The organism is Streptomyces sp. NRRL S-31, from assembly GCF_000718775.1.
Lineage (GTDB): Bacteria > Actinomycetota > Actinomycetes > Streptomycetales > Streptomycetaceae > Streptomyces.
Genome location: NZ_JOCB01000056.1, coordinates 24,092 through 50,253, shown reverse-complemented (window position 1 = coordinate 50,253; position 26,162 = coordinate 24,092). Strand labels below are relative to the sequence as shown.

Sequence of the window (26,162 nt, the reverse complement as noted above, 5' to 3'; positions counted from 1 at the left end):
GGGTCGGCGGGGTCGTGCCGCATCACCTTCTGGAAGAGGGTGTAGGCGGCGGGGGCCAGGCTCATCGCCGTACCGGGATGGCCGTTGCCGACCTTCTGTACGGCGTCGGCGGCCAGGACTCGGGCGGTGTCCACGGCCCGCTGGTCCAGGTCGGTCCACTCAAGGTCTGTGGTGGTCGGCTTGGTGCTCACCCTGGGTCAGGGCTCCTCTCCACATGTCGGTCGCCGGTCGTCGGGGCGTGCGCCCCCCGGCCGCCGGCGGGCTTCCCGCCCCCCGGCCGTTGTCGAGCCTACCCCCGTAAGGACGTGCGGTTATGTCGAGTGTTTCCAGACTGCCGGGAGTCGGTGCGATCCGCCTCCCGACTGGCCAGGACGCCATTGAGCACATGAATAAGGAGCCGCTCATCTGGCCGCTCAATCGAGCTGGTGTGCGCACGTCGGGCGGTACCCCCGGACGGACGCCGGGCGGGTGCTCCGAGCGCCCCGCCAACACGACCCCACCCCCGCGAAGGCCGGGGTATGGGCAACGTCTAGAGTGGCGTGGTACGCGCGAGCCCTTTACCGCCACTTCACACGGAAAGGCTCGCTGGGATGTCTCTGTCAGGGGTGTGCGTGACGGCCGTCGAATCCCGTCCTGGGAGCACCTCCCAGGCCCTTAAGGCCCTGGGGGAGGGTGCGCTCGGTGGTACGAGCCAGGGCCCGGTTGATCGGCCGTTCGGGGCCCGGGTCAAGGCGTTCGTGGCGCTGACCAAGCCGCGGATCATCGAGCTGCTGCTCATCACCACCGTTCCGGTGATGTTCCTGGCGCAACAGGGGGTGCCCGACCTCAAGCTGGTGCTGCTCACCTGCGTCGGCGGCTACCTGTCGGCGGGCGGCGCCAACGCGCTGAACATGTACATCGACCGGGACATCGACGCCCTGATGGACCGCACCTCCCAGCGCCCGCTGGTGACCGGCATGGTCAGCCCGCCCGAGTGCCTGGCCTTCGGCATCACCCTCGCGGTCGTCTCCACGCTGCTGTTCGGGCTCACCGTCAACTGGCTGAGCGCCTGGCTCTCGCTCGGGGCGCTCCTCTTCTACGTCGTCGTCTACACGATGCTCCTCAAGCGGCGCACGGCGCAGAACATCGTCTGGGGCGGTATCGCGGGCTGCATGCCGGTGCTGATCGGCTGGTCCGCGGTGACCGACTCGATCTCCTGGGCGCCGGTCATCCTGTTCCTGGTGATCTTCTTCTGGACGCCGCCGCACTACTGGCCGCTGTCCATGAAGGTCAAGGACGACTACGCGCGCGTGGGCGTGCCGATGCTGCCGGTCGTCGCCTCCAACAAGGTCGTCGCCAGGCAGATCGTCGTCTACAGCTGGGTGATGGTCGTCGTCTCCCTGCTCCTCACCCCCCTCGGGTACACCGGCTGGTTCTACACGGCCGTCGCCCTGGCGGCGGGCGGCTGGTGGCTGTGGGAGGCGCACGCCTTGCAGAACCGCGCCAGGGCCGAGGTCACCGGCGCGAAGCTGAAGGAGATGCGGCTCTTCCACTGGTCGATCACCTATGTGTCGCTGCTCTTCGTGGCGGTCGCGGTCGACCCGTTCCTGCGCTGACCGCGCCGACGCCTGGTCCTGACGACGGGAGGGGTGCGTGGCCAAGGCCACGCACCCCTCCCGTCGCCGTTTGATCTACTCGTGGGTAGCATCCTGGCCATGGCAGACACGCAGCAGGTTGACGCGCGGGCCGAGCGCAAGGCGGCCAGGCTCGCCCGGGAGATCGGTGCCTTCGCCAAGGCGCACGGCGGTGCGGAGGGCCAGGTGGCCCACATCGGCGAGCGCGGCGCCCGCGTCGTCCTCGTCGGCGGGGACGGCGGCTGGGGCGACCTGGTCGCCGAGAGCACCGAGATCGCCGAGAGGGCCGTCGCGAAGGCGCGCATCACCGTCCACGAGTCCTTCGACGGCGAGTTCGCCGCGAAGATGACGACGGGGCCGTACGAGTGGAAGCGGATGGCCGGCATCCAGCTCGGGGGCTGAGCGACGGCGTCCGGGGGCGCGGGGGAACGGCGCGGGCCGCCTCCGGCGCCCCGAACGCGCATGCCCCGGCCCGGACCGCGACCCCGGGCCGTGCGCACCCGTTAGGACGGGTAAGACCACGTCCCACGGGAAGCCCGGGAATGATCGAGACGCCGTCCCTCGTGGACCAGTACTGCCACGGGGTGCTCCGCACGGAGCTGGGCCTCGGCACCTTCGAGGCCCGGCTGGCGCGCACCGAGGGCCCGCCCGCGCCCGGCACCACGCTCTTCGACACCCAGACCGGCTTCGCCGTACGGCGCTGGTGCCCGCCCCTGCTCGGCCTGGAACCGCACTGCCCGCCCGCCCGCTATCTGGCCCGGCGCCGGGAGCTGGGCGTCCTGGAGGCCGGCCGCAGGCTGCTGCGGGGCAGCGGCATCACCGCCTATCTGGTCGACACCGGGCTGCCGGGCGACCTCACCACCCCCGCCGAGCTGGCCTCTGCGGGCGAGGCCGAGGCCCGCGAGATCGTCCGCCTCGAACTCCTCGCCGAACAGGTCGCCGACACCTCCGGTACCGTCGAGGCGTTCCTCGCCAACCTCGCCGAATCGGTGCACGGCGCCGCGTCGAACGCCGTCGCCTTCACCTCCGTCGCGGGCCTGGGACACGGCCTGGCCCTCGCGCCCGAGCCGCCCGGGCCCGTAGAGGTGCGCGGCGCGGCGGGCCGCTGGCTGGCCGGGCGACGGGTCGGCGGGGCCCTGACGGACGCCGTGCTGCTGCGGCACCTGCTGTGGGTCGCGGTCGCCACCGGACTGCCCCTGCAACTGCACGCCGGCCTCGGTGAGCCCGGCGCCCGCACCGACCGCGCGGACCCGGCCCTGCTCACCGACTTCGTCCGGGCCACCGCCGGCCTCGGCACCGACCTGATCCTGCTGCACGGCTACCCGTACCACCGGCACGCCGCCCATCTGGCGGGGATCTTCCCGCACGTCTACGCCGACTCGGGCGCCGCGCTCCTGCGCACCGGCACCCGCGCGGCCACCGTCCTCGCCGAGATCCTGGAACTGGCCCCCTTCGGCAAGATCCTCTTCTCCAGCGGCGCCCAGGGCCTGCCCGAGCTGCACGTCGTCGGCGCCCACCTGTTCCGGGAGGCGCTGGGCCGCGTCCTCGGCGCCTGGGTCACCGAGGGGGCCTGGTCCCCGGAGGACGCCCGGCGGGTGGCCCGGCTGATCGCGGCGGACAACGCGCGCCGGGTGTACGGGCTGGACTGACCGGATCCGGGGGATGTACCCGCGACGGCGGCCCGTACAGACTGGCTCCATGCGGACCGAAACGCTGCTCGATGCCTTCCTGCGTGGCCTCGCGCCCCTGCGCCCCCTCGCCCTGTGGGCCCACGGCTCGCTGGCCGGCGGCGACTACCAGGAGGGGCGCAGCGACCTGGACCTCATCGCCGTACTGCCCGGGCCGGCCGGGCCGAAGGCGCTCTGGCAGGTGGCCACCCTGCACCACCGGCTGCGTGCCGCCACGCCGCTCGCCGGCGGTCTGCACTGCTCCTACCTGGCCCCGGACACCCTCGCCGACCCCGAGCGGCGGCACCTCACCTGGGCGCACGGCGGTCTGCTGCGCCGCCGGGTCACTCCCGTCACCCGGCGCGAGCTGCACGAGTTCGGACGCGTGCTGCACGGCGCCGCGCCGACCGCGCTGCTGCCGGCGGTATCCGGCCCGCAGCTGGACGACTTCATCGTGCGTGACCAGCGCGACTTCTGGCGGCCGGCGGTGCGGAGGACCCGGCAGTGGCGACAAGACATCTGGGTCGACCTGGGCCTGCTGACCTTCGCCCGGGCCACCGTGACCCTGCGCGAAGGGCGGCTGATCACCAAACGGGAGGCGCTGGCCGAACTGCCGGCGCTCGGCGCGCCCGCCGAGGTCGTCGCGGACATCGCCCGCAGGCGGTACGCGGACCCCGCGACCGCGCCGGCCGACGGCGACTGGCCCGCCCGGCGGGCCCGGCTGACCCGCGCCTACCTGGGCCCGGCGATCGACGCGCTGGTCACCACGTACGGGTGAACCGGGGGCGGTCGGCCGGTTGACGACGGTCCCGCTCCCCGGCCGGCGCGGCGCGTGTCCCGGTCAGCCGGACGCGGGCACGAACCGCTCGGCGGCGGCGGGCGCCGGTACGGCCGATTCGGCCACCGGGCGTTCCCGCAGCGACAGCAGCACCCGCAGCACCCAGATCCACATCACCGTGGAGCCGAGCATGTGCGCGGCCACCAGCGCCTCCGGCAGATGTGTGAAGTACTGCACGTAGCCGATCACGCCCTGCGCGAGCAGCACCAGGAACAGCTCACGGGTCCGGGCGAGCGGTCCCTTCGGCGCGTCGACCGCCTTCAGCACGAACCAGAGGGCGAACGTCAGCGTCACCACGATCCAGGCGAGCACCGCGTGCAGTTTGGAGACCGTCTCCCAGTCGATCGGGATGCGCTCGACCTCGCTGGAGTCACCGGCGTGCGGCCCGGCCCCGGTCACCACCGTGCCGACCGCGATGAGCAGCACGGACGCGGCCACCAGGAACCACACCAGCTGCCGCACCGCCGCGCCGACCAGCGGGCGCGGGGCCGCGTCGCCCTCCCGGGTGCGCTGCCACATCACCGCGGCGATGGCGATCAGGCAGGCGGAGAGCAGGAAGTGGGCGGCGACCGTGTACGGGTTCAGGCCGACCAGGACGACGATGCCGCCGAGCACCGCGTTGCCCATGACGACCCAGAACTGGGCCCAGCCGAGCCGGGTCAGGCTGCGCCGCCACGGCTTCTCGGAGCGCGCCGCGATGATCGCCCAGCCGACTGCGGCGCACAGCACGTAGGTGAGCATGCGGTTGCCGAACTCGATGACCCCGTGGAAGCCCATGGCCCGGGTGGTGGTCAGCGAGTCGTCGGTGCAGGTCGGCCAGGTCGGACAGCCCAGCCCCGAGCCGGTCAGACGGACGGCGCCACCGGTCACGACGATGATCACCGACATGACGAGCGCGACGAGGGCCGCCCGCCGGACCGTCCGGGGATCCGGGGTCCAGCGGTCGGCGATGAAGGCGAGCGGGTTGCGCAGCGCCGCTTCGGCATCGGCGCGGGTCAGCTTTTGCACGCCCACCATCGTAGGGCGCCGCTTGTGCATCCGTTCACGAGGGTCCCGGCCGCGTCTACTCCCAGCGGAAGAACTTCCCCGCCGCGGCCAGCCCCACGACCGCCCAGACGGCCAGGACACCGAGGTCGCCCCAGGGCATGCCGGCGCCGTGCTGGAGCACGTCCCGCAGCCCGTCCGACAGGGCGGAGATCGGCAGCAGGCCGAGCACCTGCTGCCCCGCCGGGCCGAACTTCTCCAGCGGCACGATCACCCCGCCGCCCACCAGCAGCAGCAGGAAGACCAGGTTGGCGGCGGCCAGCGTCGCCTCCGCCTTCAGGGTGCCCGCCATCAGCAGACCGAGCCCGGAGAAGGCGGCCGTGCCGACGACGAGCAGCAGCAGGACGGCGGCGGGGTCGCCGTGCGGGGACCAGCCCAGCGCGAAGGCGACGACCGTCAGCAGGATGATCTGGAGGACCTCCGTGACCAGCACGGACGCCGTCTTCGCGGTCATCAGCCCCCAGCGGGGCAGCGGCGAGGCGGCGAGCCGCTTGAGCACGCCGTAGCGGCGCTCGAAGCCGGTCGCGATGGCCTGCCCGGTGAACGCGGTCGACATCACGGCGAGCGCCAGGATGCCGGGGGCGAGGAAGTCGACCGCCTCGCCCTTGCCGGTGTCCACGATGTCGACCGAGCTGAAGAGCGCCAGCAGCAGGGTCGGGATGACGACCGTCAGCAGCAGCTGCTCGCCGTTGCGCAGCAGCATCCTGGTCTCCAGGGCCGCCTGCGCCGCGATCATGCGGGGGAGCGGGGCGGCCCCGGGCTCGGGCGTGTAGGTTCCCGTGCTGGTCACGAGCGCAGCTCCTTGCCGGTCAGTTCCAGGAAGACGTCTTCCAGGGTGTGCCGTTCCACCGAGATCCGGTCCGGCATCACCCCGTGCTGGGCGCACCAGGAGGTGACGGTGGCCAGTAGCTGGGGGTCGACATGGCCGACCACCCGGTAGGCGCCCGGGGTCAGCTCGGCGGCGGTGCAGTCGGCCGGGAGGGCCTTGAGCAGCGAGCCGATGTCGAGGCCGGGGCGGCCGGTGAAGCGCAGGGTGTTCTCGGCGCCGCCCTTGCACAGCTGCTCCGGGGAGCCCTGGGCGATGACCCGGCCGCCGTCGATGATCGCCACGTCGTCGGCGAGCTGCTCGGCCTCGTCCATGTGGTGCGTCGTGAGGATCACCGAGACGCCGTCGGCGCGCAGGTCGCGCACCAGGTCCCAGGTGGCCCGGCGGGCCTGCGGGTCGAGGCCGGCGGTCGGCTCGTCCAGGAACACCAGCTCCGGGCGGCCCACGACGGCCATGGCGAGCGCGAGGCGCTGCTGCTGGCCGCCGGAGAGCCGGCGGTAGCCGGTCCGGCCGCAGGAGCCGAGGCCGAGACGTTCGACCAGGGCGTCCACGTCCAGCGGGTGCGCGTGCAGCTTCGCCATGTGCCGGAGCATCTCGTCGGCGCGGGCGCCCGAGTACACGCCTCCGGACTGGAGCATCACACCGATGCGCGGGCGCAGCTCGGCGGAGTGCCGCACCGGGTCGAGGCCCAGGACGCGCACCGTGCCGGAATCCGGCTTCCGGTACCCCTCGCAGGTCTCGACCGTGGTCGTCTTGCCCGCCCCGTTGGGACCGAGTACGGCGGTCACGCCGGCCTCGGCCACCAGGTCGAGGCCGTCCACCGCGGTCTTGGTGCCGTACCGCTTCACCAGGGCGTGTACCTGGACCACCGGCTCACTTCGCATGAATGCAGAGTCTAGGGAGGCCGCTCGCGGTTCAGACGGCCGGGTGGGGGAAGTCCGCCGCGCGGGGGCGGTGCGCCGGCAGCCAGCGCTCGGCGTAGGCCACGGCGTCCGCGACCGGGAACAGCCGGGCCTCGGCCGCGCCCACCCGTCCGCGCGCGACGGGCCGGTCCCGCTCGAAGTCACGGCCCAGCTCGTCGAACCGCTCGGAGCTGATCGAGACCTCCACGACGGTCTCCCAGCCGCCGCCGGGCGCGGGCCGGCCGACCCGGACGCGGGGCGCGGGGACGCGGTACTCGGCCAGGTGGAAGGCGGTGCACGCGTCGTAGCCGGCGCCGAGCAGCAGTACGCGGGCGCCCCGCTCCTCGAGTCGGGCCAGCGGGCTGCGCTCGCCGAGGCGGCAGTCCCGGGCGTGGTCCGCAGTGATCTCCCGCGCGCGGGGGCCGAGCGCGGCGAAGGAGGTCTGCGGGTGGGCGCTGCGCAGGGCACCCGGCCAGGTCCGCACCGTCTCCGGGATCACCCCGACGCCGAGGGAGGGGGTGATCAGCGGGTCGTACGGCGGCATGGTGGCGCGGATCCGCTCCCACCACTCCCCGGGCACCGGCGGGTTCCCCCATCCGGCCGGATCGGACTGGTCGCCGGTCTGGGTGGGGACGACCAGCGTGCCGTCCGGGCCGAGCACGTCCAGGAGCGCCCGCACGACCGCCACCGGGCCTCCGTTCACCCAGCCGAGGGAACGGAGCGAGGAATGCAGCAAAAGGATCTCGCAGGTCTCGGCACCGAGCGCGCGCAGACCCGCCGCGAGGGTGTCGCGCGTGACAAGCGGGCCGGTCGGAGGGGGTGTGGGCATGGTTCGGAGCCTTGCGGACAACGGCCCCGGGCGCCACCGGATTCCCCGGGTGCGTGATCGATCGAAGATCGTTTCCGCAGGTCAGATTAGGTATGCCTAAGTGACGCAGGGCACCGCTCGATGATCGGACGTCGCTTGTCAGGGTCCGCGGAATTACGCAACAATGGCGTTGTGAAAAACGTCGACGAGGCTCGGGAGACCCCCACGGGGGCCCCTCAGGAGGAGCTGGCGACCGGTGAGCGCTCGACGCGCAACCGGGTCGTGCGGTCCATCCTGGACCACGGGCCGTCGACCGTCGCCGAACTCGCCGGCCGGCTGGGGCTGACCCAGGCGGCCGTCCGGCGCCACCTGGACGCACTGGTCGCCGAGGACGTCGTGGAGGCGCGCGAGCAGCGCGTCTACGGCACGCGCACGCGGGGCCGGCCCGCCAAGGTCTTCGCGCTCACCGACTGCGGCCGGGACGCCTTCGACCAGTCGTACGACAAGCTCGCCGCGGACGCGCTGCGCTGGATCGCCGAGCGGGAGGGCGGCCCCCAGGCGGTCGCCGCCTTCGCCCGCGCCCGGATCGCCGCACAGGCGACCGCGTACCGCGAGGCGATCGAGGCCGTGACCCCGGAAAAGCGCGCCGAAGCGCTGGCCAAGGCCCTGAGCGCGGACGGGTACGCTGCTACGGCGCGCAGCGCACCGGTCGGCGAGCAGCTCTGCCAGCACCACTGCCCGGTCGCCCACGTCGCGGAACAGTTCCCGCAGCTGTGCGAGGCGGAGACGGAGATCTTCGCGGAGCTGCTGGGTACCCACGTCCAGCGACTGGCGACCATCGCGCACGGCGACGGCGTCTGCACGACGTTCATCCCCAAGATTTCCACTGACGCACCTGCAAGCACGGCCGGGAGGAACCCCGCATGACTCTCCCCACGGAGACTGCTCACCCCGAACTCGAGGGCCTGGGCAAGTACGAATACGGCTGGGCCGACTCCGACGTGGCCGGTGCGTCCGCGCGCCGTGGCCTGAACGAGGACGTCGTCCGTGACATCTCGGACAAGAAGTCCGAGCCGGAGTGGATGACGAAGCTGCGGCTCAAGGGCCTGAAGCTGTTCGAGAAGAAGCCCATGCCCAACTGGGGCTCCGACCTCTCGGGCATCGACTTCGACAACATCAAGTACTTCGTGCGCTCCACGGAGAAGCAGGCGGAGTCCTGGGAGGACCTGCCCGAGGACATCAAGAACACCTACGACAAGCTGGGCATCCCGGAGGCCGAGAAGCAGCGCCTGGTCGCCGGTGTCGCCGCCCAGTACGAGTCGGAGGTCGTCTACCACCAGATCCGCGAGGACCTGGAGGAGCAGGGCGTCATCTTCCTCGACACCGACACCGCCCTGAAGGAGCACCCGGAGCTCTTCAAGGAGTACTTCGGCACGGTCATCCCGGTCGGTGACAACAAGTTCGCCTCGCTGAACACCGCCGTGTGGTCCGGCGGCTCCTTCATCTACGTCCCCAAGGGCGTCCACGTCGAGATCCCGCTCCAGGCCTACTTCCGCATCAACACGGAGAACATGGGCCAGTTCGAGCGGACCCTGATCATCGTCGACGAGGGTGCCTACGTGCACTACGTCGAGGGCTGCACGGCGCCGATCTACAAGTCCGACTCGCTGCACTCCGCGGTCGTCGAGATCATCGTCAAGAAGAACGCCCGCTGCCGTTACACGACCATCCAGAACTGGTCGAACAACGTCTACAACCTGGTCACCAAGCGCGCCGTGGCCTACGAGGGCGCGACCATGGAGTGGGTCGACGGCAACATCGGCTCCAAGGTGACGATGAAGTACCCGGCCGTCTACCTGATGGGCGAGCACGCCAAGGGCGAGACCCTCTCCATCGCCTTCGCGGGCGAGGGCCAGCACCAGGACGCGGGCGCCAAGATGGTCCACATGGCGCCGAACACGTCGTCCAACATCGTCTCGAAGTCGGTCGCGCGCGGTGGCGGCCGTACGTCCTACCGCGGTCTGATCGAGATCGGCGAGGGCGCCTCGGGCTCGAAGTCCAACGTGCTGTGCGACGCCCTGCTGGTCGACACCATCTCCCGGTCGGACACGTACCCGTACGTCGACGTCCGCGAGGACGACGTCTCCATGGGCCACGAGGCCACCGTCTCCAAGGTCTCCGAGGACCAGCTCTTCTACCTGATGAGCCGCGGCCTCTCCGAGGACGAGGCGATGGCGATGATCGTGCGCGGCTTCGTCGAGCCGATCGCCAAGGAGCTGCCCATGGAGTACGCGCTGGAACTCAACCGGCTGATCGAGTTGCAGATGGAGGGCGCGGTCGGCTGACCCGCCGCCCCGTCGCCAGCAGACGCCTTACTCAGGAAAGAGAGCACTACGACAGCCATGGCTGAGGCCCAGAACTCCCCCACGCTCGGCACCGCTCGCGCGGGGGGACCCCCACCGGTGGGTTCCACCACCGCCGGCTCGATCGCGGTCGCCGCGGAGTCGACCGTCGTCTCGCGTATGAGCGCGCCCCCGTCCTTCGACGTGGCGGACTTCCCGGTCCCGCACGGCCGTGAGGAGGAGTGGCGGTTCACCCCGCTGGAGCGGCTGCGCGGGCTGCACGACGGCACCGCGACCGCCACCGGCGACGGCGTGAAGGTCGACGTGCAGGCCCCCGAGGGCGTCACCGTCGAGACCGTCGGCCGGGACGACGCGCGGCTCGGCAAGGCGGGCACCCCGGTGGACCGCGTCGCCGCGCAGGCGTACTCCGCCTTCGAGCAGGCCTCTGTCGTGACCGTTCCGAAGGAGACCGTCCTCGGCGAGCCGATCCGCATCGCCGTGCACGGCCAGGGCGGCACCGCCTTCGGCCACCAGGTGATCGAGCTGGGTGCCTTCGCCGAGGCCGTCGTGGTCATCGACCACACCGGTGACGCGGTGCTCGCCGCCAACGTCGACTTCGTCCTCGGGGACGGCGCGAAGCTGACCGTCGTCTCCGTGCAGGACTGGGACGACAAGGCCGTCCACGTCGCCCAGCACAACGCGCTGATCGGCCGGGACGCCTCCTTCAAGTCCGTGGTCGTCACCTTCGGCGGCGACGTGGTCCGTCTGCACCCGCGCGTGGAGTACGCCGGCCCCGGCGGCGAGGCCGAGCTGTTCGGCCTCTACTTCACCGACCGGGGGCAGCACCAGGAGCACCGCCTGCTGGTCACCCACAACACCCCGCACTGCAAGTCGAACGTCGTCTACAAGGGCGCGCTCCAGGGCGAGGAGGCGCACGCGGTCTGGATCGGTGACGTGCTCATCGAGGCCGCGGCCGAGGGCACGGACACCTACGAGATGAACCGCAACCTGGTCCTCACGGACGGCGCGCGCGTCGACTCGGTGCCGAACCTGGAGATCGAGACCGGCGAGATCGTCGGCGCCGGCCACGCCTCGGCCACCGGCCGCTTCGACGACGAGCAGCTCTTCTACCTGATGGCCCGCGGCATCCCGGAGCACGAGGCCCGCCGTCTGGTGGTCCGCGGCTTCTTCGCCGAGCTGGTCCAGCAGATCGGCGTCGCCGACATCGAGGAACGCCTGCTCGCGAAGATCGAGGAAGAGCTGGAGGCCTCGGTCGCATGACGTCGTTCGACCGTGCCCGTTTCGTTCGGGCCTGTGGGCTGAGCGAGCTGGAGGAGGACACCCCGAAGCGGGTGGAACTCGACGGCACGCCGGTCTCGGTCGTGAAGACCGAGGGCGAGGTGTTCGCCATCTACGACATCTGCTCGCATGCGAACGTCTCCCTCTCCGAGGGCGAGGTGGAGGACTGCCAGATCGAGTGCTGGCTGCACGGCTCCGCCTTCGACCTGCGCACCGGCAAGCCGTCCGGTCTCCCCGCGACGCGCCCCGTCCCCGTATACCCCGTAAAGATCGAAGGGGACGACGTTCTCGTCTCCCTCACCCAGGAGTCCTGAGGCACCCATGGCAACGCTTGAAATCCGAGACCTGCACGTCACCGTCGAGGCCGACAACGCCACGAAGGAGATCCTCAAGGGCGTCGACCTCACCGTGAAGCAGGGCGAGACGCACGCCATCATGGGCCCCAACGGCTCCGGCAAGTCGACCCTCGCCTACTCCCTCGCGGGTCACCCGAAGTACACGATCACCAGCGGCACCGTCACCCTGGACGGCGAGGACGTCCTGGAGATGTCCGTGGACGAGCGCGCCCGGGCCGGCCTGTTCCTGGCGATGCAGTACCCGGTCGAGATCCCCGGTGTCTCGGTCTCCAACTTCCTGCGCACCTCCGCCACCGCCGTCCGCGGCGAGGCCCCCAAGCTGCGCACCTGGGTGAAGGAGGTCAAGGGGGCCATGGAGCGCCTCAACATGGACCCGTCCTTCGCCGAGCGCAACGTCAACGAGGGTTTCTCCGGCGGTGAGAAGAAGCGCCACGAGATCCTCCAGCTGGAGCTGCTGAAGCCGAAGGTCGCGATTCTGGACGAGACCGACTCGGGCCTGGACGTCGACGCGCTCCGCATCGTCTCCGAGGGCGTCAACCGCGTCCGCGAGACCGGCGAGGTCGGCACCCTGCTGATCACGCACTACACGCGCATCCTGCGCTACATCAAGCCCGACCACGTCCACGTGTTCGCCGGCGGCCGGATCGTCGAGTCCGGCGGCCCCGAGCTGGCGGACAAGCTGGAGAACGAGGGCTACGAGGCATATGTGAAGGGTGGCGCATCCGCGTGACACAGCTGCCGGGCCTCCTCGACGTCGAGGCGATCCGCAAGGACTTCCCCGTTCTGGACCGAGTCGTCCACGACGGCAAGAAGCTCGTGTACCTGGACAACGCGGCGACCAGCCAGAAGCCGCGTCAGGTGCTGGACGCCCTGAGCGAGTACTACGAGCGCTACAACGCCAACGTCCACCGCGGTGTGCATGTGCTCGCCGAGGAGGCCACGGCGCTGTACGAGGGCGCGCGCGACAAGGTCGCCGCGTTCATCAACGCGCCGAGCCGCGACGAGGTGATCTTCACCAAGAACGCCTCCGAGTCGCTGAACCTCGTGGCGAACATGCTGGGCTGGGCCGACGAGCCCTACCGGGTGGACCACGAGACCGAGATCGTCATCACCGAGATGGAGCACCACTCCAACATCGTGCCGTGGCAGCTGCTGGCGCAGCGCACGGGCGCGAAGCTGAAGTGGTTCGGCCTGACCGACGACGGCCGGCTGGACCTGTCCAACATCGACGAGGTCATCACGGAGAAGACGAAGATCGTCTCCTTCGTGCTGGTGTCGAACATCCTGGGCACGGTCAACCCGGTCGAGACGATCATCCGCCGCGCGCAGGAAGTCGGCGCCCTGGTCTGCATCGACGCCTCGCAGGCGGCGCCGCACATGCCGCTGGACGTGCAGGCGCTCCAGGCCGACTTCGTGGCCTTCACCGGCCACAAGATGTGCGGTCCGACCGGCATCGGTGTCCTGTGGGGCCGCCAGGAGCTGCTGGAGGACCTGCCTCCGTTCCTCGGCGGCGGCGAGATGATCGAGACCGTCTCGATGCACTCGTCGACCTACGCCCCGGCCCCGCACAAGTTCGAGGCGGGCACGCCCCCGATCGCGCAGGCGGTCGGTCTCGGCGCGGCGATCGACTACCTCAACGCGATCGGCATGGACAAGATCCTCGCCCATGAGCACGCGCTGACGGAGTACGCGGTGCGGCGCCTGGCGGAGGTCCCGGACCTGAGGATCATCGGCCCCACCACGGCCGAGGACCGGGGCGCCGCGATCTCCTTCACCCTGGGCGACATCCACCCGCACGACGTGGGCCAGGTCCTGGACGAGCAGGGCATCGCGGTCCGGGTCGGCCACCACTGCGCCCGGCCGGTCTGCCTGCGGTACGGAATTCCCGCGACCACGCGAGCGTCGTTCTATCTGTACTCCTCGCCGGCCGAGATCGACGCCCTGGTCGACGGCCTGGAGCACGTACGGAACTTCTTCGGCTGAGAGGCGTGCTGACAAGGTGAAGCTGGACTCCATGTACCAGGACGTCATCCTGGACCACTACAAGAACCCGCACGGGCGTGGTCTGCGGGACGGCGACGCCGAGGTGCACCATGTGAACCCGACGTGCGGTGACGAGATCACCCTGCGCGTCAAGTACGACGGCACGAAGATCGAGGACGTCTCCTACGAGGGCCAGGGCTGCTCCATCAGCCAGGCCTCGGCGTCCGTGCTGAACGAACTGCTGGTGGGCAAGGACCTCGACCAGGCGCGGGAGATCCAGGAGACGTTCCTGGAGCTGATGCAGTCCAAGGGCCGGATCGAGCCCGACGACGCGATGGAGGAGGTGCTGGAGGACGCGGTCGCGTTCGCCGGTGTCTCCAAGTACCCCGCGCGGGTCAAGTGCGCCCTCCTGAGCTGGATGGCGTGGAAGGACGCGACGGCCCAGGCGCTGGGTGGCGCCGAAGCCGAAAGGAAGACCGCATGAGCGACACCGTCGAGATGAAGCCGGCCTCGGAGGAGGAACTCCGTGAGGCCCTGATGGACGTCGTCGACCCCGAGCTGGGCATCGACGTCGTCAACCTCGGTCTGATCTACGGGATCCATGTCGACGACGCGAACATCGCCACCGTCGACATGACCCTGACCTCCGCGGCCTGCCCGCTGACGGACGTCATCGAGGACCAGGCGAAGTCCGCCACGGACGGCCTGGTCAACGAGCTGCGCATCAACTGGGTCTGGATGCCGCCGTGGGGCCCGGACAAGATCACCGACGACGGCCGCGAGCAGTTGCGGGCGCTCGGTTTCAACGTCTGATCCGAAAAGACCCGTGGGGAAGGGGCCGTGGCGGTGCGCCACGGCCCCTTCCGCGTGCCCGGCCCGCTGGCGGACGCCCCGTTGTGTACGCTCGTACACATGGGATACCTCACGCTGGCCGGCGCCATAGCCGCCGAGGTCGCCGCCACCACGGCGATGAAGTACAGCGAGGGCTTCAGCCGGTTCTGGCCCTCCCTCGTGACCGCGCTGGGGTACGTCGTCTCGTTCGCGCTGCTCGCCCGGACGCTGCGGACCGTGCAGATCGGCACCGCGTACGCCATCTGGTCCGGCGTGGGCACCGCGGCCATCGCCGTCCTCGGCCTGCTGCTGTTCGGGGAGGGGCTGGGCCTCGCCAAGGTCGCCGGGATCATGCTGATCATCGGGGGAGTGGTGGTGCTCAACCTGGGCGGGGCGAGCCACTGATGCCGCGCCGCCACGACCCCGGGCGCCGTCGGCGGATCATCGACGCCGCGATCCGCGTCGTCGGCCGGGACGGCATCGCCGGGCTGAGCCACCGTACGGTCGCCGCCGAGGCGGACGTGCCGCTCGGCTCCACCACGTACCACTTCGCCACCCTCGAAGAGCTGCTGGTGGACGCGTTGCGGCAGGCGAACGGGAACTTCGGCCGGGTGCTGGCCGAGGTGCTGCCGGACGACGGCCGGGGCGACCTCGCCGCGGACCTCGCGAGGGCCCTGGGGCAGTGGCTGGGCGGTGAGCGCACCGGCGTGGAGCTGGAGTACGAGCTGTATCTGGCCGCGCTGCGCCGCCCCGCGCTGCGCCCCGTCGCCGCCGAGTGGACCGAGCGGGCGGCGGCGCTGCTGGCCCGGCGCACCGACCCGGTCACGGCCCGGGCGCTGCTCGCGCTGCTGGACGGCATCTGCCTCCAGGTGCTGCTCACGGGCGGTTCCTACGACGAGAAGCAGGCGCGCGCCCTGCTGGCCCGGCTGATCCCCTGAAAGCCGCCGATTGCCGCCGGGAGCCGCGCCCGGCAGATGAGACGCGGTTCGCCCCGACCACCCCGCCCACGTTAGGTTTTCCTCCATGACCGAGTCTGCAACCCGTACCACCGGCGCCGTCGCCGCCGGCCTCGCCACGATCGCCTCCGACGGCACCGTCCTCGACACCTGGTTCCCGGCCCCCGAGCTGGTCGAGGAGCCCGGCCCGGCCGGCACCGAGCGGCTGACCGCCGAGCGGGCGGCGGAGCTGCTGGGCGGCGGAGCGACCGCGGCGACCGGCCCGGACGCCCGCCGGGGCGTCGAGGTGGTCGCGGTCCGTACGGTCATCGCCTCGCTGGACGAGAAGCCGGTCGACGCGCACGACGTCTACCTGCGTCTGCACCTGCTCTCGCACCGCCTGGTCAAGCCGCACGGCCAGAACCTGGACGGCATCTTCGGCCACCTGGCCAACGTCGCCTGGACCTCGCTCGGCCCGGTCGCCGTGGACGAGCTGGAGAAGGTGCGCCTGAACGCCCGCGCCGAGGGCCTGCACCTCCAGGTCACCTCGGTCGACAAGTTCCCGCGCATGACGGACTACGTGGCCCCGAAGGGCGTGCGCATCGCCGACGCCGACCGGGTCCGCCTGGGCGCCCACCTGGCGGCCGGCACCACGGTCATGCACGAGGGCTTCGTCAACTTCAACGCCGGCACGCTCGGCACCTCCATGGTCGAGGGCCGGATCTCCGCGGGCGTCGTGGTCGGCGACGGCTCGGACATCGGCGGCGGCGCCTCCACCATGGGCACCCTGTCCGGTGGCGGCAACGTGATCATCTCCATCGGCGAGCGCTGCCTGATCGGCGCCGAGGCCGGGGTCGGCATCGCGCTCGGCGACGAGTGCGTGGTCGAGGCCGGCCTGTACATCACCGCGGGCACCCGCGTCACCATGCCCGACGGCCAGATCGTCAAGGCCCGCGAGCTGAGCGGCGCCTCCCACATCCTCTTCCGCCGCAACTCGGTCACCGGCACGGTCGAGGCCCGCCCGAACAACGCGGTCTGGGGCGGCCTGAACGACATCCTGCACAGCCACAACTGACGCCCCGCAAGCCCCGAGCGCCCCGCACCTCCGTGGTGCGGGGCGCTTTGTCGTACGAGCGGCACCGATGACGAAGCCGCATCACCTGCTGCGCCTGGCCGGAAGTCGCTGCCCGATCTTGGCCCATGGTGTGATCTAGGTTACTTTCATGGAAATTGAAGGAGGACCGTGATGATTCGGGGCTGGGAAGCAGATCCCTCGTCACCGCTGGTGCGCCGCCTGGGCAGATCCCCCGTCGAGCTCGGGACCACGGGCGGTGAGCAGGGGTGTCCGGACATCTGGGAACTGGAGAACGGTGACATCGCTGTCATCGGCCGTGACCTCACCGATTCCTACCTGACTCGCCTCCCCCCGGGACTCGCCGTCGCCCCGGACGAGCGGATCGTCGTCATCCCTCGCAGGACAGCCGCCGCGGCGAAGGCGGACATCCCGGATGCCTAGCCCTAGCCCACGGGCCGACAACCCCGGTCGGCGTCTCGGACTGGACGACTACATCGAGGACTTCGACCGCTATTTCTGGCGTTCCGGCCCCGAGGGGTTCTGGAAGCTCGAACGCCAGCAGAGCTTCCGGGAGCCCGGCGTGAAGAGCTGGGAAGCGTTCAGCCGGGGGCATTGGGACGAATCCCTGGCGCTGATCGAGGGGCAGCGGGGTCACTACGAGGAGTACTTCCGGCGAATCGCCGAATCTGGATTCTCGCTCCATCGTGTCCGCTGTGTGGAGGAGCCCATCTCCCCGTACCTCCAGTGGGAACTCCACCTGCTGCACCTGAAGGCCCAGTGCGGTGAGGACACGAGAGTCCTCACCGGGGACGGTATCCGCCGGTACGAAGCGCGGGGCACGCTTTCGGAGCTCGTCGTCCTCGGTTCTTCGGTGATGTACGAGGTGCTCTATGACGAAGAGGGGAAACTCGCCGGCGGTGTCCGCTTCGATGATCCGCGTGACATCTCCCGGTGCCGACAGGTGATTCGGGAGATGCATCGATCGGGCGAGCCGTTGCGCGGCTTCTTCAGTCGCCGCGTCGCCCAGTTGCCTCCACCGGCCGTGACCGAGGAACAGGTCTGAGCCGTCGTGTCCGGGGTTCGGTGGGGGGACCGAGGGGTGTGGGAGAACCGGCCGAATTCCGATCGCGATATGAGGGCGATGTATGCGCGTCATCTTGATTTCGTACTCCGCGCAGGGATTCGCCCTCCTGCACGGAGTGTGTGAGCGGGCCGGGCACGTGCCTGTCGCCTATCTGCATGCGCGATCACTGCGACCGGGCGGGCCGACGCGCCAAGGTGCGGGCGATGTCGTGGGTGAGATCGTCGATGCGCTGCCGGACGGGACGGATCTGCTGATTCCGGGCCGGAAGAGCATGTTGCCGCACATCGTCGAGGGATACCGGGCCGATCTCATCGTCTGCTACGGCTTCCCCTGGAAGCTGCCGTCGGCGGTCCTTCGGTCGACGAAGCTGGGCGCGATCAACGTGCACACCTCGATGTTGCCGAAGTATCGAGGTCCCATTCCGGTCAATTGGGCCATCAGGAACGGTGACAAGGACATCGGTGTCAGCATCCACTGGATGGAGAGCGCGTTCGACTCCGGTGGGATCCTGGTCCAGCAGGCGGGGATTCCATTGGGCGAGGACGTCGTCCCCCGGTTGTTGTGGGAAGAGGTCGACCGGTATATCAAGCGACTTCTGCCACTCGCGCTCTCGCTGGCCGTGACCGGTTCCCCCGGCGCACCGCAGGACGAGGGGGCGGCCACGTATGCGGGATGGATGGAACCCGAGTTCTCGCGGATCGACTGGAGTTCCGCAAGAAGAGAGATCCACAACCAGGTTCGTGCCATCAGGTTCGGCAGTTCGGGAAAGACCGGCCCGGTTGCCACGGTGGCCGGCCGCCGGCTGCTGGTTCTGCGTACGTCGTTGCAGCCGGCGGACGGTATGCAGGTGATGTGTGCGGACGGGCCCTTGTGGATCACGGATTCCGCGCCGGTGGCGGACTCCGAAGCCTGAATGCTCAACGGACACGGAGCCGCCGTGTGTCAGGTCGGGTCGGGTGGCGTTGCCTCCGCCAGGGAAGACCGGAACCGCGCGAGCTTGTCCCGGATCACCGTCGTCCACGGGTGCTCCGGACCGAGGATCCGCTCGCGCCATTCCCTGACGATCTCCGCCTGCTCGACCGCTTCCCGGTACTCGCCGACCGCGTGCAGGACGCTGCTGAGCAGGCTGCGTGCCGCCAGCGTGATGGGGTAGTCCGTTCCGAAACGGCGCTCGTGTGCCGCCAGCGCACGACGGGCCGACGGCAGTGCCTCGGAGTACTGCGCGGTGTTGAACAGCGCTCCCGCACAGTTGAGATCGGCCGACAAGGTGACCGGGTGGTCCGCGCCCAGCTCGCGCCGGCAGTCGGCGACCAGCTCCGGCCCGGTTGGCGCCTCACGCTCCAGGTCCGGTCCCGGCGGCAGTTCGAGCAGACACGCCCTCGCCTCGAGCGTCAGCGGGTGCCACGGGCCCAGCAGCGCGGCTCGTCCGGCCGCCGCCCGGTGCATCAACCGCACCGCTTCCGACGGTTGGCCGAGCCAGGTCAGTGGGCGGGACAGGTGGAGACAGGTGGTCAGGGTGTCCGGTGCCTCGGGCCCGCAGACCCGTTCGAGGTCGTCGAGCAGCTCACGGTGGAGATCGGCGGCCTCCTCGAGGCGGCCCAGACGATCGGTCGCCTTTCCGATCCGCTGCCGGAGGCGCAGCACCAGGACGTTGTCGTCTCCCAGTCGCCGCCGCACGAGATCCGTCGCCTGTCCGGCCGCCGCCAGTGCGGAGGCGTAGTCGCCGGAACGATGCTGGGCCGTCACCAGGCGCAGGGCACAGGTGGCCGCGGACTCGGCGGTGTCGGCCGAGATCTCGGGCCAGGAACCGACGCGGCGAAGCAGCGCCAGGACATGGGGGGCGAGGACGGCGAGTCGGCTGTCACGCAAGCCGCGTTCCGGTGACGCGGGCAGGGAGCGCAGCAGAAGTTCGGCCGCCGCTGCGGCGAGCCGGTCACGTTCGCCGGCCGGGGTGACCCGCGCGACGCTGTCGAGCAGCACCCCGTGGGTGCGCAGACAGCGGATGTCGCCGGGCACGAGTTCGGTGAGCGAGTGGTCGAGCAGTCCCCGGAGCGCCAGTTCCACCCGGTTGGCGGGCAACGGCAGGTCGAGGTGGGCGTCGGCCAGCAGCGACAAGGGCAGTGGATCGTTCGACCAGCACGCCAGCAGGCGCAGCAGGGTGACGGCCTCGGGCAGGTTCTGTCCGACCAGGGAGTTCAGCGAGAGCTGCCACGTGCCGCTGACCAGGTGACGGGAGTCGTTGCCCGTGTCGGTGGCTCCTTGGTCGATCAGTTCGATGGGATCCGGGCGCTCCCGCAGACGACGCCCGTACTCCTCCATCGTCCAGGGGGCGATCACCTGGTGGGCCAGGAACCCGCCGGCCAGGGTAAGGGCGAGCGGCAGGCGCCCGAGGCGGTCGGCGACGGCGGCCGCGTCCTCGACGGAACCCGTTCCGGGGGCCAGGTCGCACAGGACCTGGGCCGCCTCCGCACGCGGCAGGACACCTACGTACAGCAACTCGGCGGCGGGCCACCAGTGGCCGGCCGCCTGCCGTGTGGTCACGAGGACGGTGCCGCGCGGACTGGTGCGCAGCCACCCGCCGTCCCGCAGCACCGCCGGGTCGTCGGCGTTGTCGAGCACCAGCAGCCATGGCAGGTCGGAGCGGTCCAGATGGTCCCAGACCAAGTCCGCGGCCGCGCGCAGGCCGTTGCGCGCGGCCATCAGCTCGTCATCCCTGGCACCGCGGTCGGCGGCCACCGCGAGCATCCCGGCTCGCAGGGACGCCTGATCGGAGGCGTTGACCCAGAGGCCAAGGCGTCCGCGCTCCCGGGTGGCGTGTTCGAAGAGCGCGCACGCCACGGCCGTCTTGCCGCATCCTCCCAGGCCGTGCAGGACGAACACGGTGTTTCCGGCGCCCTCGGTCACCGCCTCCCTCAGGCGTCCGACGAGTTCGCCGCGGTCGCGGAGGATCGCCGGTGCCCGGCCGATGGGGGGACGGCGTACCGAGTCCGGGCCGGTCCAGGCGGTGGTGTGATGGTGGTGCTCGACGATGTGCTGATCGCCGGAAGCCTGGTAGACGCGTCCCTGATCAGCGGCCCGGCCGTCGTTTTGGCCGGTCACCGCTGGCCGACGTTCAGGTCGCGGCCGGCCTGGCAGACGCGTGAGTTGCCAGAGGCGGTCGCGCGTTGGGTGACGGTCGTGATCGCGGTGGCGGGTGCGCCGGGGGCGAGTCCGGTCATCAGGGAGCGCAGTTCCACCAGCCGGGGACGGGCGACGAGGAGACGGCGGACGCGGCCCCGCCACTCCGCCGCGATCCCCCGCTCGGTCCCCTCATCCCCGTGGGCCCGCGCGTCCAGCAGGTCCCGGCGCGACGCGTCGGGCTGGGCGGCGACATGCTCCTCGTGATCCGGCCGGACACCTTGCCACAGCGCGAGCACCCCGTTGCGCACGCCGTTCCACATGTCGGATGCCGGCAGCGTCGCGATCGCCGTCCCGGCGGTGCCCGCTAAAAGGGTGATCTCCGAGTCCATCCTCTGCCCTCCCTCGATCCGGTCTTGGCTACAACTCTAGAACCGACACGGTGTCAGCTCATGGGGCTGCTGGAAGGGGTTTCGCGCCGTCGTCGTCGGTCCGGGTGGTCATCGTGGTGCGGTGTGGGTGGGAATCTTGGGGTGGCAGGCATAGCGGTGGGCCGGGGGGCGCGTCAGGAGGGGTGCGGGGCCGGAACGACGGGTGCGGCCCGGGGGAAGAGAAGGTGACGATGGATGCCGAAGCGCAGGACAGTTTCAGGGAGTTCGTGGCCGGCCGGTCGTCCGCGCTGCTGAGGACCGCCGTCCTGCTGACCGGCGGGGACCGGCACGCGGCCGAGGACCTGTTGCAGACCGCGCTGGTCAGGGCCGCCGGACGGTGGCAGCGGATCGACGAGCCGGAGGCGTACGTCCGGCGGATCCTGTACCGGCAGCAGATCAGCCGCTGGCGGCTGAAGTGGCGGCGGCGCGAGGTGACGGTCGCCGAGCCGCCGGAGCCGGGCCACGCCCCGGACGCCTCGGGCGCCGCCGAGCTGCGGCTGGTGCTGCGCGCGGCGCTGTCCCGGCTGACCGCCCGGCAGCGCACCGTGCTGGTGCTGCGCTACTTCGAGGACCTGCCGGAGGCCGAGGTGGCCCGTCTCCTGGGCTGCTCCGTGGGCACCGTGCGGTCCACCACCCACCGCTCGCTCGCCCGTCTGCGCGAGCTGGCGCCCGAGCTGGCGGCGCTCGACCCCCGGCCGCAGCGGCCGTCCCGTGACTTCTCGCCCGTGGAGGTTGGTCCGTGAACGTCGAGGAACTCGTGCGCGAGGCGCTGCGGGAGCAGGCCGACGGGCAGCCGCCGGCCCCGGCGGGATTCGTCGACCGGGTGCTCGGGGCGCGGCGGCGCCGCCGTACCCGCAGGCTGGCGTCGGTCGCCGCGGCCACCGCCGCCGTGCTGGCGATCGCCGTGGGGACGCCGATGCTGGCCTCCGGCCACGGCCGCAGCGAGGTGCGGCCGCTCGGCGTGGTGGGCCCCGACGGTGAACAGGCCCACCCGGACCAGTCGCCGCCGCGTCGGCTGATCGGCGCCGGGGACGCCGTGATGGCCGCGTACTACACCGCGCGGATCCGGCCGCAGAGCGACGAGCGGGCCGTCTCGGCGCGCACGTACTGGCTGCTCGATCCCCGGACCGGGACGTATCGGAAGGACCCCCGGTGGTCCTTCGCCGCCGTCGCCCCGGGCCTGAGGACCGCCGCCGTGCTGGAGCGGAACCTGCCCGCCCACCGGATCGGGCTGCTCGACCTCGCGACGGGGGAGGTCGAGCGGTGGATCCCGGTCCGGCGCGGGGTGGGCGGTCTGGAGTTCTCGTACGACGGCGCCAGGCTCGTCGCGACGACGTACGACGACGACCCCGACCTGCGGATCAAGGAGGAGCTGACCCGCGCGGACGGCGGCAGGGAGTGGACGTGGAGCGCGCCCTTCGGCGATTCGAGCCGGTCCGGGTTCTACGACCTGGACGTGCACTCCGGCGCGGGGCGCTGGAGCGCGGTCGCATCCGGCCGCCGGGACCTCAACTCCCGCGCGGACTTCGCCTACAGCCGCACCGGCCGGCTCGTGTACACGCAGTACATCGGCGGCCGGGACGGCCTCCAGCGGTTCTACGACCTCCGGGGCCGCGAGGTCGCCGCGCCCGCGGACGAGAGGTACCTGCGCTCGGACGTCCCCGCGCGTCTGTCGCCGAGCGGCAGGCTCGCCGCCCTGGGGCTGACGAAGGAGGTCGCCGGCGATCCCGGCAGGTCCTACTCCTCCATCCGTGATCCCCGTACGGGCAAGGAGATCACCAAGGTCCGCGGCGGGCACCTGCTCGCCTGGGCCGACGAGCGGCACCTCATCGCCTGGGAACGGGTGACGAGCCTGGAGGAGGAGTACCGGCCCCGGCTCGTGCTGGTCACCCTCGGCAGCGACAAGGTGGTACCGCTCAGTGGCGTCCGGGAGCCGGACAGTCCCACCGCTCTGACGGAGAGTTGGCAGCCCGTCTTCGCCCGCCGCTGATCAGCCCGAGGCCAGCGCCTCGTACCGGGCCAGCAGCCCGTCGGCCGCCGCCCGGCCGGCGGGCAGCAGCGGCGCGCGGACCGGGCCCGCGGGCAGGCCCAGCCGCGCCAGCAGCGCCTTCGCCGTGACCGTGCCGGGCAGGCCCGCGCCCGTCATCGCCTCGATCAGCGGCATGGCCGCCAGCTGGAGTGCCCGGGCGCGCGCGGTGTCACCGGCGTCCAACGCCGCCGGGATCGCGGCGATGTGCGCCGGCACGGCGTTCGCGACCGTGCTGACACAGCCCGCGGCACCGACCGCGTACAGCGCCAGCACGTGTTCGTCGCAGCCCGCGTAGTACGCCAGCCCGGTCCGCGCCAGCACCTTCTGGGTGCCGAGGAAGTCGTAGGAGCAGTCCTTGACGGCCACGATCCGCGGGTGCTCGGCGAGCCGGATCATCGTCTCCGGCTCGATCCGGGTGCCGGTGCGGCCCGGGATGTCGTAGACCATCACCGGCAGCTCGCTCGCCCCGGCGACCTGGCGGAAGTGTTCGGCCACGGCCTCCTGCGGGGGCCGGCTGTAGTACGGGGTCACCACCAGCACCCCGTCGGCGCCCGCCTTCCCGGCGGCCCGGGCCAGCTCCACCGTGTGCCGGGTGTCGGCCGTGCCGATGCCCGCGACCAGCGCGGCCCGGTCGCCGACCGCCTCCCGTACGGCCGCGAGCAGCCGCGTCTTCTCCTCGTCGGTGGTGGTCGGGGACTCGCCGGTGGTGCCGTTCAGGACCAGGCCGTCGCAGCCCTCCGCCACCAGCCGTGCGGCCAGCCGCTGCGCGCCGTCCAGGTCGAGCGTGCCCGCTTCGGTGAACGGCGTGACCATCGCGCAGAGCGTACGGCCGAACGGAGGGTCTTCGCGTGTGCTCGTCATGGGGGTAGTCTCGGCGGCACGTCCGTGTAGCTCTACTTAATTCTCCTACGAGGTATCGCTAAGCATCGCTGATGTGTGGGCTCCCTGGCGGCCGAGGTCCTGTGTCCAAGTCGGCCCGGATGCGCCACCATGGCCGGTAGGTCACCGACGTCAGGTCATGGGAGGCGCCATGAAACTCGGCAAGGCACTGGCCACCGGGGTCGCCGAGGAGCGGCCGTCCGTCCACGAAGAGGAACCGGCGCTCCCCGAGGAGACCGTCCACGCCGAACCGGCCGAGCCGGCCCGCGAAGAGGTCCCGGCCGCCCGATGAGGCTGCGGCTCCCGGCGGAACGCCCGACGGAGCCGCCGACCGGATACAAGATCGCCCACCCGGTGCTGTCCCACGACGGCACCCGGGCCGGGTTCACCGGTGTCTCGCTCGGCGGTGCCCTGCCGTACGCCGTCCTCGACGACGCCTCCTGCGTCTACGGCCTGCGGCACCGCCCGCCCGCGCGCCGCTGCGACTGCGGCTTCCACTGCGTGCACGACCGGGCCGCCGCCGAGGCGCTGCTGTGCACCGCCGAGCACCGGGCGGCCGTCCTGCTTCAGGTCGCGGTCCTCGGCGCCTACATCCGCTTCGAACGCGGCTTCCGCTACGCCCGGCAGCGGGTGCGCTCGGCCACGGCCGGTCCCTGCGGCTGCGGCACCGGCGCCGTCGCGCTGGCCGACGCCGGCTGGGGCCGGCCGGGCTGGCGGGTCCTGGCCCCCGTCTGCGCGGGCTGCGCGCGCGGGCGCCCGTCCGTCTCGCTCGCCGGGTTCGCCCGGCTGGCCGGACAGGGGCTGCGGGTGACCGCGGCCGGTGGTACGGAGCCCGCGGCCACCGGATCGACCCCCGCCGGCGGACCGGGCGTACCCGAACTCGTGGCCGAGGCCGCGCTGTTGCAGGCCCGCCTCGACTGGTTCCAGACCCAACTGGCACGCCTGGGCCGGTCCGGGGCCGATGACGGGGAGCGGGGCTAAGGACCTTCGGCCCGGGTACCCGGCTCTTCCGCACAGAGAGGAGGCGGAACACCGTGACCGTGACCTCACACCCACGTCCCGCGGCCGACGGGCACCTCTCCACGGGGGAACTCGTCGGCCGGGCCACCGAACAGCTCTCCCGGCTGCTGCGCCAGGAGGTCGCCCTCGCCAAGGAGGAACTGACGGAGAAGGGGCGCCACGCCGGACGCGGCGGCGGCCTGCTGGGCGCCGCGGGCGCCGTCGGCTACGTCGGGCTGATCGTCCTGGCCGGAGCGGCCGCCGCCGCCCTCTCTCTGGCGCTGCCCGTGTGGGCGGCGGCGCTGATCGTGGCCGCGGTCTTCTTCGCCGTGGCCGGTCTGCTGGCCGCCACCGGCCGTGCCCAGCTGCGTCGCGCCGCCCCGCCCACGCCCGAGAAGACCCTCGGCAGCGTCAAGGCGGACGTCGACGTGATCAGGGAAAGGGCACACCGATGACGCACAGGAAACCGCACGGTTCGGGCGCCAAGGGCCCCGACGAACTGCGGCGGCAGATCGAGGAGACCCGCGGCCAGCTGGGTGACACCGTCGCCCAGCTGGTCGGCCGGGCCGATGTGAAGGGCCGGGCCCTGGCCCGCGCCGCCGACCTGCGCGACAAGGCCGGCGCCATGACCGTCCAGCTGCGCGTCGGCGCCGCACAGGCGGGACACGGCGTCCAGGGCCGGGCGGCCAGGGCGGGCCACCTGGTCCAGGGCCGGGCCGCGAGGGCCGGCCGGCTGATGCAGGACCACGCCGTGCGGGCCGGCCATGGCGCGCAGGGCGGCATGGCGAAGGCGGGCCACCTGGTGCAGGAGCGGGCCGGTCAGGGCGGGCACGCCCTCCAGGACCGGGCCCTGCGCGCCGGTCGCACCGCGCGCTCCGACACCCGGGTGCCGCGCCCGGTGCGGTCGGCCATGGGCGCGGCGTCGCGGCATCCGCGGCCGGCGCTGCTGCTGTGCGCGGCGGGCGCCGCCGTGCTGGGCGCGGCCGTGATCTGGCGCCGGGTCGACCGCCGGTCGTGAACGGTCCGCTCGACAGGAGCGGCGCCGCGCCACCGAGTGCCGGTCACCCGGCGTGGCGGGGCCGTCCGGGCGGGTGCCCGGGCGGC

32 protein-coding genes are annotated in these 26,162 nt (G+C 71.7%); 24 read left to right on the top strand and 8 right to left on the bottom strand.

Translation table 11 applies throughout. The features are described from left to right. The coding region (locus IF37_RS39590) for a hypothetical protein (RefSeq protein WP_037856872.1) at positions 1–191 on the bottom strand (191 nt) is incomplete at its 3' end. A 399-nt stretch (positions 192–590) separates the two neighbouring features. Between IF37_RS39590 and IF37_RS0122015 the strand changes: the two genes are divergently transcribed. The 4 genes from IF37_RS0122015 (at position 591) to IF37_RS0122000 (ending at position 4,058) form a co-directional block, all read left to right on the top strand. Beyond that, the gene (locus IF37_RS0122015) at positions 591–1,595 is read left to right on the top strand and encodes a heme o synthase (RefSeq protein WP_253915817.1); all 1,005 of its coding nucleotides are present in this window, start codon (positions 591–593) and stop codon (positions 1,593–1,595) included. Positions 1,596–1,694: 99 nt separating this feature from the next. Beyond that, positions 1,695–2,015: a hypothetical protein gene (locus tag IF37_RS0122010; RefSeq protein ID WP_030745118.1), complete on the top strand. Its 321-nt coding sequence runs from the start codon at positions 1,695–1,697 to the stop codon at positions 2,013–2,015. A 140-nt stretch (positions 2,016–2,155) separates the two neighbouring features. Continuing rightward, the gene (locus IF37_RS0122005; protein ID WP_030745116.1) at positions 2,156–3,262 is read left to right on the top strand and encodes an amidohydrolase family protein; all 1,107 of its coding nucleotides are present in this window, start codon (positions 2,156–2,158) and stop codon (positions 3,260–3,262) included. 49 nt (positions 3,263–3,311) lie between these two features. Then, positions 3,312–4,058, top strand: a complete 747-nt coding sequence (locus IF37_RS0122000) for a hypothetical protein (RefSeq protein WP_030745114.1) — start codon at positions 3,312–3,314, stop codon at positions 4,056–4,058. A gap of 63 nt (positions 4,059–4,121) precedes the next feature. Here the strand turns inward: IF37_RS0122000 and IF37_RS0121995 are convergent, their stop codons facing one another. From IF37_RS0121995 to IF37_RS0121980, 4 genes are read right to left on the bottom strand one after another with little or no spacing between them, the layout of a single operon-like run. Continuing rightward, positions 4,122–5,135 (bottom strand): heme A synthase, encoded by a 1,014-nt coding sequence (locus IF37_RS0121995; RefSeq protein WP_030745112.1) that lies wholly within the window; start codon positions 5,133–5,135, stop codon positions 4,122–4,124. A gap of 46 nt (positions 5,136–5,181) precedes the next feature. Further along, entirely contained in the window at positions 5,182–5,898 is a 717-nt protein-coding gene (locus IF37_RS0121990) for an ABC transporter permease (protein WP_052845298.1), read from the bottom strand. 50 nt (positions 5,899–5,948) lie between these two features. Continuing rightward, positions 5,949–6,872 (bottom strand): ABC transporter ATP-binding protein, encoded by a 924-nt coding sequence (locus tag IF37_RS0121985; RefSeq protein WP_030745108.1) that lies wholly within the window; start codon positions 6,870–6,872, stop codon positions 5,949–5,951. A gap of 31 nt (positions 6,873–6,903) precedes the next feature. Then, positions 6,904–7,719: an aminoglycoside N(3)-acetyltransferase gene (locus tag IF37_RS0121980; protein WP_030745106.1), complete on the bottom strand. Its 816-nt coding sequence runs from the start codon at positions 7,717–7,719 to the stop codon at positions 6,904–6,906. Between the two features lie 171 nt (positions 7,720–7,890). On the opposite strand from IF37_RS0121980, the gene IF37_RS0121975 reads away from it, so the two are divergent. The 14 genes from IF37_RS0121975 to IF37_RS0121910 all read left to right on the top strand — a co-directional run bounded on the left by IF37_RS0121975 (position 7,891) and on the right by IF37_RS0121910 (position 18,516). Further along, entirely contained in the window at positions 7,891–8,625 is a 735-nt protein-coding gene (locus IF37_RS0121975) for a metalloregulator ArsR/SmtB family transcription factor (RefSeq protein ID WP_030745104.1), read from the top strand. Continuing rightward, positions 8,622–10,043, top strand: coding sequence for a Fe-S cluster assembly protein SufB (gene sufB, locus IF37_RS0121970; RefSeq protein ID WP_030745102.1), 1,422 nt, complete (start codon positions 8,622–8,624; stop codon positions 10,041–10,043). The genes IF37_RS0121975 and sufB overlap by 4 nt, the downstream gene beginning before the upstream one ends. Positions 10,044–10,100: 57 nt before the next feature. Continuing rightward, positions 10,101–11,321, top strand: coding sequence for a Fe-S cluster assembly protein SufD (gene sufD / locus IF37_RS0121965; RefSeq protein ID WP_030745100.1), 1,221 nt, complete (start codon positions 10,101–10,103; stop codon positions 11,319–11,321). Beyond that, entirely contained in the window at positions 11,318–11,653 is a 336-nt protein-coding gene (locus tag IF37_RS0121960) for a non-heme iron oxygenase ferredoxin subunit (RefSeq protein ID WP_030745098.1), read from the top strand. The genes sufD and IF37_RS0121960 overlap by 4 nt, the downstream gene beginning before the upstream one ends. Before the next feature lie 7 nt (positions 11,654–11,660). Then, positions 11,661–12,425: a Fe-S cluster assembly ATPase SufC gene (gene sufC / locus IF37_RS0121955; protein ID WP_030745096.1), complete on the top strand. Its 765-nt coding sequence runs from the start codon at positions 11,661–11,663 to the stop codon at positions 12,423–12,425. Continuing rightward, complete coding sequence (locus tag IF37_RS0121950; protein WP_030745094.1) at positions 12,422–13,678, top strand: cysteine desulfurase; 1,257 nt, start codon at positions 12,422–12,424, stop codon at positions 13,676–13,678. The genes sufC and IF37_RS0121950 overlap by 4 nt, the downstream gene beginning before the upstream one ends. A gap of 16 nt (positions 13,679–13,694) precedes the next feature. Then, positions 13,695–14,162 (top strand): Fe-S cluster assembly sulfur transfer protein SufU, encoded by a 468-nt coding sequence (gene sufU / locus IF37_RS0121945; protein WP_030745092.1) that lies wholly within the window; start codon positions 13,695–13,697, stop codon positions 14,160–14,162. Then, positions 14,159–14,491, top strand: a complete 333-nt coding sequence (locus tag IF37_RS0121940) for a metal-sulfur cluster assembly factor (RefSeq protein ID WP_030745090.1) — start codon at positions 14,159–14,161, stop codon at positions 14,489–14,491. The genes sufU and IF37_RS0121940 overlap by 4 nt, the downstream gene beginning before the upstream one ends. A gap of 99 nt (positions 14,492–14,590) precedes the next feature. After that, positions 14,591–14,914 carry a multidrug efflux SMR transporter gene (locus IF37_RS0121935; RefSeq protein ID WP_030745088.1) on the top strand — a complete coding sequence of 108 codons (324 nt, stop codon included), beginning with the start codon at positions 14,591–14,593 and terminating at the stop codon, positions 14,912–14,914. After that, the gene (locus tag IF37_RS0121930) at positions 14,914–15,447 is read left to right on the top strand and encodes a TetR/AcrR family transcriptional regulator (RefSeq protein ID WP_030745087.1); all 534 of its coding nucleotides are present in this window, start codon (positions 14,914–14,916) and stop codon (positions 15,445–15,447) included. Before IF37_RS0121935 ends, IF37_RS0121930 begins: the two co-directional genes overlap by 1 nt. 85 nt (positions 15,448–15,532) lie before the next feature. Continuing rightward, positions 15,533–16,519: a 2,3,4,5-tetrahydropyridine-2,6-dicarboxylate N-succinyltransferase gene (gene dapD / locus IF37_RS0121925; protein WP_030745085.1), complete on the top strand. Its 987-nt coding sequence runs from the start codon at positions 15,533–15,535 to the stop codon at positions 16,517–16,519. 171 nt (positions 16,520–16,690) lie between these two features. Continuing rightward, complete coding sequence (locus IF37_RS0121920; protein WP_030745083.1) at positions 16,691–16,960, top strand: hypothetical protein; 270 nt, start codon at positions 16,691–16,693, stop codon at positions 16,958–16,960. Then, positions 16,953–17,582 (top strand): DUF6879 family protein, encoded by a 630-nt coding sequence (locus tag IF37_RS0121915; RefSeq protein ID WP_030745081.1) that lies wholly within the window; start codon positions 16,953–16,955, stop codon positions 17,580–17,582. The genes IF37_RS0121920 and IF37_RS0121915 overlap by 8 nt, the downstream gene beginning before the upstream one ends. A gap of 82 nt (positions 17,583–17,664) precedes the next feature. Further along, positions 17,665–18,516 (top strand): methionyl-tRNA formyltransferase, encoded by an 852-nt coding sequence (locus IF37_RS0121910; protein WP_030745079.1) that lies wholly within the window; start codon positions 17,665–17,667, stop codon positions 18,514–18,516. Between the two features lie 29 nt (positions 18,517–18,545). Here the strand turns inward: IF37_RS0121910 and IF37_RS0121905 are convergent, their stop codons facing one another. Further along, positions 18,546–20,702, bottom strand: coding sequence for a tetratricopeptide repeat protein (locus IF37_RS0121905; protein WP_030745077.1), 2,157 nt, complete (start codon positions 20,700–20,702; stop codon positions 18,546–18,548). Beyond that, positions 20,699–21,112, bottom strand: a complete 414-nt coding sequence (locus IF37_RS0121900) for a hypothetical protein (RefSeq protein WP_030745075.1) — start codon at positions 21,110–21,112, stop codon at positions 20,699–20,701. The genes IF37_RS0121905 and IF37_RS0121900 overlap by 4 nt, the downstream gene beginning before the upstream one ends. A 230-nt stretch (positions 21,113–21,342) precedes the next feature. Between IF37_RS0121900 and IF37_RS0121895 the strand changes: the two genes are divergently transcribed. Continuing rightward, on the top strand, positions 21,343–21,894 hold the full coding sequence (locus tag IF37_RS0121895) for a SigE family RNA polymerase sigma factor (protein WP_030745073.1): 552 nt from the start codon (positions 21,343–21,345) through the stop codon (positions 21,892–21,894). Beyond that, positions 21,891–23,141 (top strand): hypothetical protein, encoded by a 1,251-nt coding sequence (locus tag IF37_RS0121890; protein WP_030745071.1) that lies wholly within the window; start codon positions 21,891–21,893, stop codon positions 23,139–23,141. Before IF37_RS0121895 ends, IF37_RS0121890 begins: the two co-directional genes overlap by 4 nt. Here the strand turns inward: IF37_RS0121890 and dapA are convergent, their stop codons facing one another. Then, on the bottom strand, positions 23,142–24,041 hold the full coding sequence (gene dapA, locus IF37_RS0121885; protein ID WP_079165828.1) for a 4-hydroxy-tetrahydrodipicolinate synthase: 900 nt from the start codon (positions 24,039–24,041) through the stop codon (positions 23,142–23,144). Positions 24,042–24,210: 169 nt separating this feature from the next. On the opposite strand from dapA, the gene IF37_RS44990 reads away from it, so the two are divergent. From IF37_RS44990 to IF37_RS0121865, 4 genes are read left to right on the top strand one after another with little or no spacing between them, the layout of a single operon-like run. After that, the gene (locus tag IF37_RS44990) at positions 24,211–24,351 is read left to right on the top strand and encodes a hypothetical protein (RefSeq protein ID WP_173456954.1); all 141 of its coding nucleotides are present in this window, start codon (positions 24,211–24,213) and stop codon (positions 24,349–24,351) included. After that, positions 24,348–25,040, top strand: coding sequence for a hypothetical protein (locus tag IF37_RS0121875; RefSeq protein WP_030745068.1), 693 nt, complete (start codon positions 24,348–24,350; stop codon positions 25,038–25,040). The genes IF37_RS44990 and IF37_RS0121875 overlap by 4 nt, the downstream gene beginning before the upstream one ends. Before the next feature lie 53 nt (positions 25,041–25,093). Beyond that, positions 25,094–25,513 carry a phage holin family protein gene (locus IF37_RS0121870; protein WP_030745066.1) on the top strand — a complete coding sequence of 140 codons (420 nt, stop codon included), beginning with the start codon at positions 25,094–25,096 and terminating at the stop codon, positions 25,511–25,513. Further along, positions 25,510–26,076 carry a DUF3618 domain-containing protein gene (locus IF37_RS0121865; protein WP_030745064.1) on the top strand — a complete coding sequence of 189 codons (567 nt, stop codon included), beginning with the start codon at positions 25,510–25,512 and terminating at the stop codon, positions 26,074–26,076. Before IF37_RS0121870 ends, IF37_RS0121865 begins: the two co-directional genes overlap by 4 nt. Positions 26,077–26,162 lie beyond the last annotated feature (86 nt).